At 65.5% G+C, this 14,391-nt stretch carries 12 protein-coding genes; 5 read left to right on the top strand and 7 right to left on the bottom strand.

What is annotated here, in order from left to right:
* Nucleotides 1-71: 71 nt before the first annotated feature.
* Nucleotides 72-851 carry an SDR family oxidoreductase gene (locus ABWV23_RS08210; protein ID WP_353346826.1) on the bottom strand — a complete coding sequence of 260 codons (780 nt, stop codon included), beginning with the start codon at nt 849-851 and terminating at the stop codon, nt 72-74.
* Nucleotides 852-1,026: 175 nt separating this feature from the next.
* Between ABWV23_RS08210 and ABWV23_RS08205 the strand changes: the two genes are divergently transcribed.
* Complete coding sequence (locus tag ABWV23_RS08205) at nt 1,027-2,040, top strand: Hint domain-containing protein (protein WP_353346824.1); 1,014 nt, start codon at nt 1,027-1,029, stop codon at nt 2,038-2,040.
* A 10-nt stretch (nt 2,041-2,050) separates the two neighbouring features.
* Here the strand turns inward: ABWV23_RS08205 and ABWV23_RS08200 are convergent, their stop codons facing one another.
* Nucleotides 2,051-2,410 (bottom strand): SnoaL-like domain-containing protein, encoded by a 360-nt coding sequence (locus ABWV23_RS08200; RefSeq protein WP_353346822.1) that lies wholly within the window; start codon nt 2,408-2,410, stop codon nt 2,051-2,053.
* Between the two features lie 155 nt (nt 2,411-2,565).
* Here ABWV23_RS08200 and ABWV23_RS08195 point away from each other — a divergent pair, with 155 nt between their 5' ends.
* The 3 genes from ABWV23_RS08195 to ABWV23_RS08185 are packed head-to-tail and all read left to right on the top strand — an operon-like array spanning nt 2,566 to nt 6,119.
* Nucleotides 2,566-4,173 carry a peptide chain release factor 3 gene (locus tag ABWV23_RS08195; RefSeq protein ID WP_353346820.1) on the top strand — a complete coding sequence of 536 codons (1,608 nt, stop codon included), beginning with the start codon at nt 2,566-2,568 and terminating at the stop codon, nt 4,171-4,173.
* Nucleotides 4,174-4,176: 3 nt separating this feature from the next.
* On the top strand, nt 4,177-5,187 hold the full coding sequence (locus ABWV23_RS08190; RefSeq protein WP_353346818.1) for a glycosyltransferase family 2 protein: 1,011 nt from the start codon (nt 4,177-4,179) through the stop codon (nt 5,185-5,187).
* Complete coding sequence (locus ABWV23_RS08185) at nt 5,184-6,119, top strand: glycosyltransferase family 2 protein (RefSeq protein ID WP_353346816.1); 936 nt, start codon at nt 5,184-5,186, stop codon at nt 6,117-6,119. Before ABWV23_RS08190 ends, ABWV23_RS08185 begins: the two co-directional genes overlap by 4 nt.
* Nucleotides 6,120-6,129: 10 nt before the next feature.
* Here ABWV23_RS08185 and ABWV23_RS08180 read toward each other — a convergent pair whose 3' ends face one another.
* Nucleotides 6,130-7,710 (bottom strand): calcium-binding protein, encoded by a 1,581-nt coding sequence (locus ABWV23_RS08180; RefSeq protein WP_353346814.1) that lies wholly within the window; start codon nt 7,708-7,710, stop codon nt 6,130-6,132.
* Between the two features lie 387 nt (nt 7,711-8,097).
* On the opposite strand from ABWV23_RS08180, the gene ABWV23_RS08175 reads away from it, so the two are divergent.
* A complete protein-coding gene (locus tag ABWV23_RS08175; protein ID WP_353346812.1) occupies nt 8,098-9,570 on the top strand; it encodes a DEAD/DEAH box helicase in 1,473 nt (490 codons plus the stop codon).
* Between the two features lie 86 nt (nt 9,571-9,656).
* Here ABWV23_RS08175 and ABWV23_RS08170 read toward each other — a convergent pair whose 3' ends face one another.
* The 4 genes from ABWV23_RS08170 to nuoN all read right to left on the bottom strand — a co-directional run bounded on the left by ABWV23_RS08170 (nt 9,657) and on the right by nuoN (nt 14,381).
* A complete protein-coding gene (locus ABWV23_RS08170) occupies nt 9,657-11,327 on the bottom strand; it encodes a ribonuclease J (protein WP_353346810.1) in 1,671 nt (556 codons plus the stop codon).
* Nucleotides 11,327-12,103 (bottom strand): type III pantothenate kinase, encoded by a 777-nt coding sequence (locus ABWV23_RS08165; RefSeq protein ID WP_353346808.1) that lies wholly within the window; start codon nt 12,101-12,103, stop codon nt 11,327-11,329. Before ABWV23_RS08165 ends, ABWV23_RS08170 begins: the two co-directional genes overlap by 1 nt.
* A gap of 19 nt (nt 12,104-12,122) precedes the next feature.
* Nucleotides 12,123-12,875: a biotin--[acetyl-CoA-carboxylase] ligase gene (locus tag ABWV23_RS08160; protein WP_353346806.1), complete on the bottom strand. Its 753-nt coding sequence runs from the start codon at nt 12,873-12,875 to the stop codon at nt 12,123-12,125.
* A gap of 66 nt (nt 12,876-12,941) precedes the next feature.
* Entirely contained in the window at nt 12,942-14,381 is a 1,440-nt protein-coding gene (nuoN, locus tag ABWV23_RS08155) for an NADH-quinone oxidoreductase subunit NuoN (protein WP_353346804.1), read from the bottom strand.
* Between the last annotated feature and the right edge of the window lie 10 nt (nt 14,382-14,391).

Here is a 14,391-nt window from a genome sequence, read left to right as displayed (position 1 = left end):
AACCCCCGCCCCCGGGGACAAGGCCGGGCACCGCGCCCCCTGCAATCGGGGGGCGCGTCCCGATTTCGGGATCACATGGTCAGGTTCACACCACCGCCGTCCAGCAACAGGTTCTGCCCGACGATGAACCCGGCATGTTGCGAGCACAGGAAGGCGCAGGCGGCGCCGAACTCTTCCCGGGTACCATACCTTTGGGCGGGGATCGTCGAGGCGCGCTGTGCGCGGGCCTCTTCGATGCTGATGCCCTGCTGCTTGGCCACGCCGCCGTCGAGCGCATCGGCGCGGTCGGTGGCATGGATACCGGGCAGCAGGTTGTTGATCGTTACACCCTTGCCCGCCACCTGTCGCGCCGTGCCCGCGACATAGCCGGTCAGCCCGGTCCGCGCCGCGTTTGACAGCCCCAGAACCGGAATCGGCGCGCGCACCGCCTGGCTGGTGATGTTGACCACCCGACCCCAGCCGCGCTCCATCATTGCCGGCACCAGCCCCTTGATGAAGGCGATCGGCGTCAGCATGTTGGAATCCAGCGCCTTGATGAAATCCTCGCGCTCCCAATCGGTCCACATGCCCGGCGGCGGACCACCGGCGTTGTTGACCAGGATGTCGGCGCCCTCAGACGCCTCGAGAACCGCCGCCTGCCCCTCGGGCGTGGTCACGTCACAGGCCACGGTCACCACCTCGACCCCGTGGGCATCGCGGATCGCCTGCGCGCTGGCCTCCAGCGCCTCGGCCCCGCGCGCGTTCATCACCAGGTTCACACCGGCACCGGCCAGCGCCTCGGCACAGCCCAGCCCCAGCCCCTTGCTGCTGGCGCAAACCAGCGCGCGCTTTCCCGCAATCCCAAGATCCATGTTTCCGTCTCTCCTTTGCCGGTGTCGACCCCCGGCCCTTGCGCCGGTCGCCGGAACAATGCCGGTGTTTCACCCGTGAATCGGCCCAGAACCGCCACAATCCCGGGCTAATTCTTGCCCGTGGGTCCTGACGGCCCTCGCTATATGCAGTCAATCCAGTAACAGACCCGGTACAGTGACCACAACAACCGACAGCCCCGTTCAGTCGATCCCGGCCTATCCCGCAACCGATTTCCGGGTGCGCGACGGGGCCAATCTGGGCGACGCGATCTCGCATCTGGACGAGGTGGTCCTCGATGACATCTACATGATGGAGCCCGGCGCCGCGCGAAAGCGGCTGGCCCTCGCCACCCTTGGCGACGGCAGCTTTCGCGTTGACGACAGCAGCGAGTTGGGCCGCCCCGGTGCCACCCTGCATCTCGACTGCGCGCTGCAATTCATGACGCCGGACGCCGGCACCGCCGAGGCGCTGATCCTGGTCGAGACCGACAGCGAGGGCCTTGTCGCCGACACCTACGTGATGCCGCTGGCCCGCTTCGAGCCGAAGATCGGCTATCGCCTGGTCGGGGCCGAGCGTGACAGCGCCCGCCGCAAGTTCGCCGAGGTCGCCTGCGTCTCGTTCTCGCGCGGCACCCGGATCACCATGGCGACCGGCGCACAGGTGCCGATCGAGGCGCTCAAGGTCGGCGACCGGGTGCTGACCCGCGACGATGGCGCGCAGGAGATCCGCTGGATCGGACACAGCACCGTGCGCGCCGCCGGGGCCTTTGCCCCCATCGTCATCACCGCAGGCACCCTCAGCAACGAAGGCGACCTGGTGGTCAGCCCCGAGCATCGCCTGTTCGTCTATCAGCGCAGTGACATGATCGGGGCCGGCCGGCCCGACCTGCTGGTCAAGGCGCGCCACCTGGTCAACGGAGAGTCCATCTTCGTGCTGCAAGGTGGGTACGTGGATTATTTCCAGATCCTGTTCGACCGCCACCACATCATCTACGCCGAGGGGATCGCCGCCGAATCAATGTTGGTCGATCCGCGCACCCGCCCGGCCCTGCCCGACGACCTGCTGGACAGGATCGGTAGCGTGCTGCCCGGCCATGACCGGCACGGCGCCCGGGGGTTCGACGTGCAAAAGGCACTGCTCGACCGCCCGGACGCGATCGCGCTGCTGCGCCGCGCCTCGCTTCACTGAGCCGTCCGGTTCAGTAATAGAACTCCTCGCGCACGATCTTGCCGTCGGCGACCGAGTAGACCGCCACCTCCTGCATGTCCGAAATCTCGCCGCTGGCCTTCTCCTTGGCCTTCATGCGGAAGATGACCGCGAAGCGGTCGTCGCCATGCATCATCGGCCCGATCACCTCGGCGTCCAGCACCTCCATGGCGCCCTCCCACCAGTCGTGCTTGCCGCGAATCGCGTCCAATCCCGCGACCTCGCGCCCGTTGCCCATGTCCGCCGCCTCGACCGAGACCGCACCGGGCGCATAGAGCCGTTCCAGGTTCTCCCGCGCCCGCCCCTCGCGGCAGCCGGCGACCAGTTCCTCGGCAATCGCTTTCAGTTCCATGACACCCTCCAGTTGTTCACTATATGTTCACATCCTCTCATGCTCAGCCGATTCGACCAAGCCAGAACTGCCACCCCCCGGTCAAACCAGAGCAACCGCGTCTGTTTGCTTTGATTTTCTTGCCTCCCCCGCAATCCTTACCTATACGCGCGCTCATGCTGGACTCCGCCTCAAACCGCCCCGCCCTGCCGCCCGAGATCGCGCGGCGCCGCACCTTTGCGATCATCTCGCACCCGGATGCGGGCAAGACGACCCTGACGGAGAAGTTTCTGCTCTACGGCGGCGCCATCCAGATGGCCGGCCAGGTCCGCGCCAAGGGCGAGGCGCGGCGCACGCGGTCGGACTTCATGCAGATGGAAAAGGACCGCGGGATTTCGGTCTCGGCCTCGGCGATGTCGTTCGATTTCAAGACCTTCCGCTTCAACCTCGTGGACACGCCCGGCCACTCGGACTTTTCCGAGGACACCTATCGCACGCTGACGGCTGTCGACGCCGCGGTGATGGTGATCGACGGCGCCAAGGGGGTGGAAAGCCAGACGCAGAAACTGTTTGAGGTCTGCCGGTTGCGTGACCTGCCGATCCTGACCTTCTGCAACAAGATGGACCGCGAGAGCCGCGACACCTTCGACATCATCGACGAGATCCAGGAAAATCTGGCCATCGACGTGACCCCGGCAAGCTGGCCGATCGGCGTCGGGCGCGATTTCATGGGCTGTTACGACCTGCTGCGCGACCGGCTGGAACTGATGGACCGCGCGGACCGCAACAAGGTGGCGGAAAGCATCGAGATAAACGGGCTCGACGATCCGAAACTGGCCGAACACGTGCCTGCGCACCTGTTGGATCAACTCAAGGAAGAGATCGAGATGGCGCGCGAACTGCTGCCCGCGCTCGACCCGCAGTCAGTGCTAGAGGGGCACATGACGCCGATCTGGTTCGGCTCGGCGATCAACTCCTTCGGGGTCAAGGAACTGATGGACGGCATCGGCACCTATGGCCCGGAGCCGCAACCGCAAAAGGCCAGCCCGCGCGAGATCCTTCCAGAGGAAACCAAGGTCGCCGGCTTTGTCTTCAAGGTGCAGGCGAACATGGACCCCAAGCACCGCGACCGGGTCGCCTTTGTCCGCCTCGCCTCGGGGCATTTCAAACGCGGCATGAAGCTTTTGCACGTACGGTCGAAAAAGCCGATGGCGGTCTCCAACCCGGTGCTGTTCCTCGCCTCCGACCGGGAACTGGCGGAAGAGGCCTGGGCCGGCGACATCATCGGCATTCCCAACCACGGCCAGTTGCGCATCGGCGACACCCTGACCGAGGGAGAACAGATCCGCGTGACCGGCATCCCCTCCTTCGCCCCGGAACTGCTGCAGACCGTGCGCGCGGGCGACCCGATGAAGGCCAAGCACCTGGAAAAGGCGCTGATGCAATTCGCCGAGGAGGGCGCCGCCAAGGTGTTCAAACCTTCGATCGGCTCGGGCTTCATCGTCGGTGTCGTGGGCGCGCTGCAGTTCGAGGTTCTGGCCAGCCGGATCGAGATGGAATACGGCCTGCCGGTACGGTTCGAACCCAGCCAGTTCACCTCGGCCCGCTGGGTCAGCGGCGACAAGCAGGCCATCGACAAGTTCGTGAATGCCAACAAGCAGCATATCGCGCATGACCACGACGGCGACATCGTCTATCTGACCCGGCTGCAATGGGACATCGACCGGATCGAACGCGACCACCCCGACCTGACGCTCAGCGCCACCAAGGAAATGATGGTGTAGCCGGTGCCGGCCCCCGCAGCGCCCCGCCTGCATCTGCCGGTCCCGCCGGACCGGGTGGAGCGCGACCCGGGAAAACTCCGCTGGGGCACCGTCTCGACCATCAAGGCGCCGCTGCGCGACATCGCCCGTTTCGCCGCCTACCACCTCGATCTGGGGGCGGCCGAGATCCATGTCTTTCTCGACCAGCCCGATCCGGCGGTGATGGCGTTTTTCGCGCCCTTCCCGGCGGTGCGCCTGACCGAATGCGATGACGCCTATTGGCAGGGCCGCCCCGAACGGGCGCGCCGCACCCACCAATTGCGGCAGGTCTACAACGCGTCGCGGTGCTATCGCCAATCCGACCTGCATTGGCTGGCCCATATCGACGTCGACGAATTCCTTCTTGCCCCGCGCCCCATGGCCGAGCTCCTGGCCGGGGTCTCCGCCGACGCCGCCTATGCCCGCGCCCGCCCGGCCGAGTTGCTGGCGCAACCCGATCCCTGGTCAGGGCCGGCGCATTTCAAGCTGACCCGCCGGGAACGCTGCCTGACCAAGCGGGAACTGACCGACATCTATCCCGAGTTCGGCGCCTATGTGCCCGAGGGGTTCCTCGGCTATACCGGCGGCAAGAACATCACCCGCACCCGGCTGCCCGGCATTCGGCTGGGCATTCACGGCGTCCTGCACAAAGGAACGCTTCTCTCCAACTGCGAGATGCTGGAAGGGGTCCACGTCGGCCATGCCCACGCCCCCGGTTGGGAAAAGTTCAGACGCCATCTGGCGTTCCGGATGGACAAGGGATCCTATCGGGAAAAGCTGCGCGACCGTATGCGGTTGCGGGATGTTCTCGACCTTGTCATCGAGACCGAGGGAGAGATCGGCCTGCGGCGTTTTTACGACGAGTTGAACGCCGCCTCGCCACGCCTGCTGGACCGGCTGGCGGCGCATGATATGCTGCTCACGGCGCGCCTCGACCTCGACGAAAAGGTCGCGCGCTGGTTCGGGGATATTCCGAAGGGGGAGCGCGACGCATGACAACCTGGGGACTTGTCGCCACCATCAAGGCCCCGGCGCGCGACATCCTCGGGTTCGCCGCGCATCATCTCGACCTCGGTGCGCATCGGGTGTTCCTGTTTCTCGATGCCCCCAACCCCGAGGCACAGGCCGCGCTCAAGGCGCATCCGAAGATCCGCGTCTTTACCTGCGATGACGCCCATTGGCGCCGACTGGGCATCAAGCGCCCCGCCAAACACCAAGCCCGGCAGACCGCCAACGCCACCGACACCTATCACCGCAAGGGCGACGAGGTGGACTGGCTGATCCATATCGATGTCGATGAATTCCTCTGGCCCGACAGGCCCATGGCTGAGCGTCTTGCCGACCTGCCGGCCGAGGTGATCTGCGCCCGTATCCGCCCGGTCGAGGCCCTGGCCGGCGACGGCACCCTGTTCAAGGGGTTCATCCCCCCCGGTCCCACCCGCGCCGCCACCGTCGCGCGCCTCTACCCCCGCTTCGGCGCCCATGTGAAGGGGGGCTTTCTCAGCCATCTGGCCGGAAAGCTGTTCGTGCGCACCGGGCAGGATCCATTGGTGGTCAAGATCCACAATGTCTTTCAGGTCGACCAGATGAACCCCGGCGAACGGGAAATGCCCGAAACCCTGCTGCTGCATTGCCACGCCAAGAGCTGGGAGGACTGGATCTCCACCTATCGCTATCGGCTGGCGCATGGGTCATACCGCGCCGAGCTTGCCCCGGCCCGGCCGCGCGACAAGGGCGGGCTGACCCTGCACGAGGTCCTGAGCGAGATCGAGACAGCCGAGGGCGAGGCCGGGCTGCGCAGCTTTTACGACGAGATGTGCGCCGACACCCCCGCCCTGCGCGGCGCGCTGAAGGCCGAGGGCCTGCTGCACCGCTGCGCGTTGCACCTCGATGCCAAGCGGAAGAAACACTTCCCCGATTTCTGCTGAACGCCCCGTCTCAGAACAGGAACAGATCCGCAGTCACCTCGCCCGCCGCCACACCGCGCAATTCGATGGAGATGTCGGCGACCTCCCAGTTCCCGGTGTCGAGATAGATCGTGGCATCGCCCTCCGTATCCGAGCCGATCACCAGATCGGCAAAACCTGCGCCGATGTCCTTGGCAACCTCGGTGAAATCCAGCCTGTCCCGGGTGACGTCGAAATCCTCCACGATGTCGCGCGACACCGCCCCGCCAAGGCCCTCAAGGCTTTCGCCGTCGCCCACCTTGTAAATCAGGACGTCGCGACCGCCGCCGGTCCAGATGAAGTTCGTGCCGGTTCCGCCGAAAATCTGGTCGTCGCCGGCCCCGCCGAACAGGATCTCGTTCATCTTGGCGCCGTAGGTCAGGAAGATGGACCGGTCATCCCCGATATCGGTGACCGCCCCGTCGAGAAACATGAAGGTCATCGGCGCCCAGTAGGCCCCGTTGATCGAAAGTTCCTCGACGAAGGCCAAATCATGCCGACCCGCATCGAGCATTCCGACGACGGTGAGATGCGCGCCCGTCCCCACCTCCATCACCATGTCATCCCCGCTCCGGGTAAAGCGCAGGGCGGCGAAGGTGTCGCTGACCGGCAGTCCCGACGGGCCGTAGAGCCCCCTCAGGTCAATCACGTCATGGGCCAGCCAACTCCCCGCCGTGCCGCCCTCGATGATCCGGTCGTGGCCTGCATCCCCCGCCGTGCCATCGACCGTGATCACATATGTGTCCGCCCCGGCCCGGCCGCGCAACACGTCATCTCCGGTCCCGCCGTCCAACCTGTCGTCGCCCCTGCCGCCGCCAAGCCGGTCCTTGCCCTGCCCGCCGGTCAGAAAATCGTTGCCGCTGCCGCCTTGCAGCACGTCCTTGCCCGCCTCGCCGTAGATCCAGTCGTTGCCGGCCCGCCCAAAGAGCGTGTCGCCTCGACGACCGCCATAGCCGATGTCATCCCCGCTGCCGAGCGACATCCAATCCACGCCGCCCCCGCCAAAGGCCACGTCGTCGCCGGCATTCGTCCGCAGTTGGTCATCACCGCCATTGCCAAAGACGAAATCGTCACCGCCCCGGGCCCGCAGAACATCCCCGGCGACCCCGCCCGCCATGATATCGGCCCGCGCGGACCCGATGTCACCGGTGGCCAGGCGGAACACCACGTCCCCAGCCTCAAGCGTTTCGACCCCGGTGCCGGCATAGTGATCGACGATCGTGAAGTCGTAGGACGGCAGCGCCGGCTTGTGAAACCGATAGGGGCGGTGTGGCAGGTGGATGACCAGGTCGTCGCCGACCTGCGCGGCAGTGGCCCATTGCTGGAACCCCAGGCTCGCCGAATGATACATTGCCCCTGCCCCGACGATCGCATCCCGGGCGCCGTCGGTCCCCCGATCGTCGATCACGTAGGACCGGTAGGTCCCGCCCGAGGCGGCATATGTATCGGCACCATCGAGGCCGCTGAGAATGTCAGCCTCCCCCGTCACATCCGTGCCCTCGGTCCGGAACAGATCATCCCCCGGCGTTCCGATCAGGACATCCGTCCCTGTCGTTCCATCAATCGTCGCCATGTGATCCCCCCAAGCGCCGCGTGGCCACGTCCTGATCGGCGCAGTTGCAGCCCCTTCCTCTCGGAAGCCGCTTCCGCAGGAGCTTAGCGCAAGCATCTCTGTCAAGAAATGCAAATTTTCGAATACTTCAAAATTTGCCCCGGCGCAGGGTCCCCCCGCGATCAGACCAAGATCGTTCACTTGGGATAATCATAGAATCTTCGGGGAATTGTTTCCGATTTTCCGAAAACATGCGCCGTTTTCCCGTATCGGGTGACTCCGTTTGACCGCCCGCCGAGATTTTGCTATGCGGCGTCAAGGGCTATCATGCGCAAGACGCGGGACCATCCGGGTCCGGCCCACACCAGACGCGCGGGCCATGTCGACGTCCGCGAAATGCGGAAACACATGACAAAATTTTCTGAACTGAATCTCAACCCGAAGGTTCTCAAGGCCATCGAAGAGGCCGGCTATGAATCGCCCACACCGATCCAGGCGGGGGCGATCCCGCCCGCGCTCCAGGGGCGCGACGTCTTGGGCATCGCCCAGACCGGCACCGGCAAGACCGCCAGTTTCACCCTGCCGATGATCACCCTGCTGGCGCGCGGACGGGCCCGGGCCCGCATGCCACGCAGCCTGGTGCTCTGCCCCACCCGGGAACTCGCCGCGCAGGTGGCCGAGAACTTCGACACCTACTCCAAACACGTCAAGCTGACCAAGGCGCTGCTGATCGGTGGCGTCAGCTTCAAGGAGCAGGATCAACTGATCGACAAGGGCGTCGACGTACTGATCGCCACCCCTGGCCGGCTGCTCGACCATTTCGAACGTGGCAAACTGCTGCTGACCGGCGTGCAGATCATGGTGGTGGACGAGGCCGACCGCATGCTCGACATGGGGTTCATCCCCGACATCGAGCGCATTTTCTCGCTCACGCCCTTTACCCGTCAGACGCTGTTCTTCTCGGCCACCATGGCGCCCGAGATCGAACGGATCACCAACACTTTCCTGTCGAACCCCGAGCGGATCGAGATTGCCCGCCAGGCCACCACCGCCGAGAACATCGAACAGGGCGTGGTCATGTTCAAGGCATCGCGCAAGGACCGCGAAGCCAGCGAAAAGCGCAAGCTGCTGCGCGCGATGATCGACGGTGAAGGCGACAAATGCACCAACGCGATCATCTTCTGCAACCGCAAGACGGACGTGGACACCGTTGCGAAGTCGCTCAAGAAATACGGCTATGACGCGGCCCCGATCCATGGCGACCTGGACCAGAGCCAGCGCACGCGCACCCTTGACGGGTTCCGCGACGGATCGCTGCGGTTTCTGATCGCCTCGGACGTGGCCGCGCGCGGGCTGGACGTGCCCAGCGTCAGCCACGTGTTCAACTTCGATGTCCCCGGCCATGCCGAGGATTATGTGCACCGCATCGGCCGGACCGGCCGCGCCGGGCGTGACGGCAAGGCGATGATGATCTGCGTGCCGCGCGACGAAAAGGCACTGGATGCGATCGAACGGCTGGTGGAAAAGGAAATCCCGCGTCTGGACAACCCGCTGAAAGCCGCACGCCCGGAACCGAAAGAAGATCGCGCGCCCCGGCCCACCAAATCGGCGGTCCCCAAGGAGAGCGCGGCAGAGGCCCCGGTTGAGGCGCCCCAGTCCGCACCGCAAGCCAGCCCCGAGGCCACGCCGCAAGCCGCCCCGGCGCAGGACACCGAACGCAGCGCCCCCAAGTCGTCGCGCAAATCCGGCTCCTCGCGCAGCCGAAGCGACCGAGGGGATCGAAACGGCCGAAGCGACAAGAAGGGGGGCAGCGTGGTCGGCATGGGTGATCACATGCCCAGCTTCATCGCGCTGAGCTTCGAGGAACGTCGCGCCGTCTGAGCGCCGATCCGGCAAAGAACAAATGAAAACGCGCCCGAGGGTCAAACCCCGGGCGCGTTTTTTCGTGTCCGATTTGGGCGTGACGGTCAGCCCAACCGGCTGACCACCACCGTGACCTCGGGTTTCTTGCCAATCTCGGACAGCGCGCTCTGACGCGCCACGCGGCGCAGCCCCTCTTCGAGCTTGTCGTCGTCCGTCAGCGTCTTGCGCCCGGCCCGCCCAAGGAACTGCCGCAGGTCTTCCTCCAGCACGTCCACCAGCGGCGCGTGCGAGGTGCCGGTCGGGGTCAGCCCCATGGCATCCACCCAGGCCCCGTCGATGGGTTCGTCCTGTTCGTCCATCACCACGGAAACCACCAGGTGCCCGTTCAGCGCCATGCGGATACGGTCGCGCACGATCCCGTCCAGCGCGCCGATCTTGACCGAGCCGTCCAGATAGGTGCGCCCGGTCTCGACATGCCCCGCCACCTTGGGGGCGTTCCCTGACAGGTCCAACATCATGCCGTTGACCGCGACCACCGAGGCAATGCCCTGCGCCTCGCCCACGCGGGCATGGGCACGCAGGTGGCGGTGTTCGCCGTGCATCGGGATCAACATCTGCGGTTTCACGATCTGGTGCAGACGCTCAAGGTCGGGGCGGTTCGGGTGCCCCGAAACGTGATACAGCCCCGAGCTGTCGTCGACCACGTCCACGCCCTTCTCGCTGAGCTGGTTGATGATGCGGATGACGCCCCGTTCATTGCCCGGAATGGTCTTGGACGAAAACAGGAACAGGTCGCCCTCGGCCAGTTCAAGCCCCCGGTACTTGCCGCGCGCAAGCTGCGCACTGGCCGCACGCCGCTCACCCTGGCTGCCGGTCACCAGCAACAGCAGGTTCTGGCGCGGCATGTCCTTGGCTTCTTCCGGGCTGACGACCTTGGGAAAGCCTTTCAGAACGCCGGTCTCGACCGCCGCCTCGACCATCCGCCGCATGGCGCGCCCAAGCAGAACCACCGACCGTCCGGCACGCTCGCCCGCCTCGGCCAGCGTCTTGACCCGCGCAACGTTCGAGGCAAACGTGGTCGCCACCACCATTCCCGCAGCCTTCGACACCAGCTCTTCGATCGCCGGGCCAACCTCGGACTCCGACCGCCCCGGTTCCAACGAAAAGACATTGGTGGAATCACAGATCAGCGCCCGCACCCCCGGCCTGGACACCTCGGCCCAAAGCTCGGGATCAAAGGGCTCGCCCACCACCGGATCGGGATCCAGCTTGAAATCACCGCTGTGGATCACCCGGCCCTCGGGGCTGTCGATCACAAGCCCGGCGCTTTCGGGGATGGAGTGCGACACCGGCAGGAACCCCACCTTGAAGGGGCCCGCCTGCACCTGTTCGGGCCAGGCCGACACCGTGCGGATGGCCTCTTCCGGATGGCCGAACTCGTCCATCTTGCCGCGCGCGATATTGGCGGTGAAAGCCCGCGCATAGATCGGCGCCCCCAGGTCGCGGTAGTAATGGCCGACGGCGCCGACATGGTCCTCATGCGCGTGGGTGATGAAAATCCCCTCGAGCCGGTCGGCCCGCTCCTTCAGCCAGGAGATGTCGGGCAGGATCAGGTCGACCCCGGGAGAGCCGTCCATGTCCGGAAAGGTCACGCCCAGATCCACCAAGATCAGGCGTTCCTTGCCCGGTGCACCGTAGCCATAGACATAGGCGTTCATGCCGATTTCGCCGGCCCCGCCCAGGGGCAGGTAGATCAATCGTTCTTTACCACTCATTACGTAGCATTTTCCTTGTTGTAGCGATGGATCACGGTCAACCCGTGCATCGTCAAATCCTCTTCGTAGGCGTCAAACAGCGCCTCGGTCTGCTGGAACAACGGCGCCAGCCCGCCGGTTGCGATAACGTTCATGGCCTGGTCCCGCTCGGCCTTGATCTGCGCGCAGATTTCGCGCACCAGTCCGACGTAGCCCCAGAACACCCCGGACTGCATGCAGGCCACCGTGTTGGTGCCCACCACGTGCTGGGGCTTGGCGATATCCACGTGCGGAAGCGCCGCCGCGGCCATGTGCAGCGCCTCGAGGCTCAGGTTCACCCCCGGCGCGATCACGCCCCCCTCATAGCCGCCGTCATGGCCGACCACGTCGAATGTGGTGGCGGTTCCGAAATCCACGACGATCAGGTTGCCGCCATGTCGGTCGAAGGCGCCGGCGGTATTGACCAGCCGGTCCGGCCCCACCTGGGTTCCGGCATCGACCCGGGGCGGCTGCGGCAACAGGCACTCTGGCCTGCCGACGACCAGCGGACGGCAGCCAAAGAAACGGTCGGCAAAGACGCGCAGGTTGAAGACCACCCGTGGAACAGTCGACGAGATGATGACATCGGTGATATCCGCCTTGATCCCGTAATGCTTTACCAGCGTGGAATACCAGGTGAAGTAGGCATCCGCCGTACGCGCGTGGTGGGTCGAGGTGCGCAGCGTGCACAGAAACGTCTCACCGTCCCAGATCGAGAACACGGTATTGGTGTTGCCGCAGTCGATGGCCAGAAGCATGTGTCTCCTCCCTCGCGTATCAGAAAAAGACGTCCGCCGCCGGAATGCGCACACGTCCTGACGGGGTCATTAGAACAAGCTGACCCTCGGCGTCTACCGTCTCGAAGGTGCCCTGGGTCTCGGAGGTGCCGGTCCGGGCCGTCACCGGTTGCCCCAGACGGGCCGCGCGGGCCAGCCATGCCTCGCGGATCGGCGCGAACCCCAGCGTCGCGAACTTGGCCTCATACCGGGCAAAAGCGGCGGCCAGTTCAGTGAGGAACTCCTCCGGTGCGACCTGCACCCCGGTTTCCCCCGCCAGCGACACCGGGCGCAACGCCCGGGCCTCGACCAGGTCGGCCGGCGGCGCCTCGGCGAGGTTGACACCGATCCCGATGAACAGCGGCAACGGCCCCGCCCCGCCCTGCCCGGCGCTCTCCAGCAGGATACCTGCCAGCTTGCCGCCGTTCAGCAGGACATCGTTGGGCCATTTCAGGGAAAAGCTCTCCGGTCGTCCGGTGACCGCAACGCAGGCATCGAACAGCGCCAGCGCGGCGACGAAACTGCGCAGCGCCGCCTGTTGCGCCCCGTCCTGCAGGCGCAACACCAAGGTTGCGGCGAAGTTCCCTTCCGGGCTGACCCAGTCGCGCCCGCGTCGACCGCGCGCGGCGGTCTGGTGCCGGGCGAGGATCCACTCCGGTCCGGCCAGCGTCGGCGCGATGCGGGCCGCCTCGTTCAGCGTGCTGTCCACCTCGTCCAGCAGCCGCCGCCGGTATCCCTCCGGCCAGCCCGTCATTTCCGGCCCGCCAAAACGGATACGGCCGCCAGAACGTTCCGGCGGCCGCGCATCCCTTCGAGGGGATCAGTTGACAAGCGTTGCCGCAGCAGCCGCAGCCGCCCCTTCGACGCCGAACATGTTGACGATCCCCAGCAGCATGACCGCCGCGGACCCGGTCAGGACCACCCAGAGCATGGGCGAGCTGTGCGCGTCCATCTCTTCGCCCTCTTCGCCGAAGTACATGTAGTAGACGATACGCAGATAATAGAAGGCCGCGATGACCGAGGCGATCACCCCGGCAATCGCCAGCCAAGTCAGCCCGCCTTCATAGGCCGCGCGCAGCACGTAGAGCTTCCCGAAGAAGCCCAGCATCGGCGGCACGCCGGCCATCGAGAACATAAGGATCAGCATCGCCAGCGCCTTGCCCGGCTCGCGCTTGGCATACATGTTCAACGCGCCGATGTCAGTGATCGGCTTGCCGTCCTTTTCCATCATCAGGATAAAGGCGAAGGTGCCCAGGTTCATGGTGATGTAGATCGCCATGTAGACCAGCATCGACTGCACGCCGAATACGGTCCCCGAGGCCAGCCCCATCAGCGCAAAGCCCATGTGGGTGATCGAGGAATAGGCCATCAGCCGCTTGATGTCCCGCTGGCCGATCGCCGCCACCGAACCAAGATACATCGACAGAAGCGACAGCACCGCGATCACCTGGCTCCAGTCCGGAACCGCATGGCCAAAGGCATCGAACATCACCCGCGCCAGCAGCCCCATCGCCGCCATTTTCGGCGCGGTGGCAAAGAACGCCGTCACCGGGGTGGGCGACCCTTCGTAGACGTCCGGCGTCCACATGTGGAACGGCACCGCCGAAACCTTGAACGCCATGCCCGAGATCAGGAACACCAGCCCGAACAGCAGGCCCACCGAAACCGAGCCATGCTGCGCGGTCTGGATGATACCCGAGAACAACGTCGTGCCTGCGTAGCCATAGACCAGCGATGCGCCGTAGAGCAGCAGCCCCGAGCTCAGCGCCCCGAGGACAAAGTATTTCAGGCCGGCCTCGGTCGACTTCACGCTGTCACGGCGCAGAGCGGCAACGACGTAAAGCGCCAGCGATTGCAGCTCCAGCCCCATGTAAAGTGTCATCAGGTCGCCGGCGCTGACCATGACCATCATGCCCACGACGCCCAGCGTCACCAGCAGCGGAAACTCGAACCGCAGCAGATCACGACGGGACATGTACTCCTGGCTCATCACCAGGACGGCGGCGGCCGAGAAAAGGATCGCCACCTTGGCAAAACGGGCGAACCCGTCGTCCATAATCATGCCGCCAAAGGCCGCATGGGTGCCGCCCGGCCCGGTCATGATCCACACCCCGAGGAGCACCATCAGCCCCCCCGTGGTCCAGACCAACGTCGGCGCGAGCCGGTCTTTCGAAGTGTAGACCGCTGCGATCAGCGCCAGCATGGCGTAAACCGCCAGAACGATTTCCGGCAGGATAGCGGTGAGATCGGCCTGGATCATCTGTCCGGCT

It is taken from the genome of Aquicoccus sp. SU-CL01552 (assembly GCF_040365005.1).
In the GTDB taxonomy this organism is placed as follows: domain Bacteria; phylum Pseudomonadota; class Alphaproteobacteria; order Rhodobacterales; family Rhodobacteraceae; genus Antarcticimicrobium.
The sequence above is the reverse complement of the archived record's forward strand: the minus strand, read 5'-3'. Positions and strand labels throughout refer to the sequence as shown.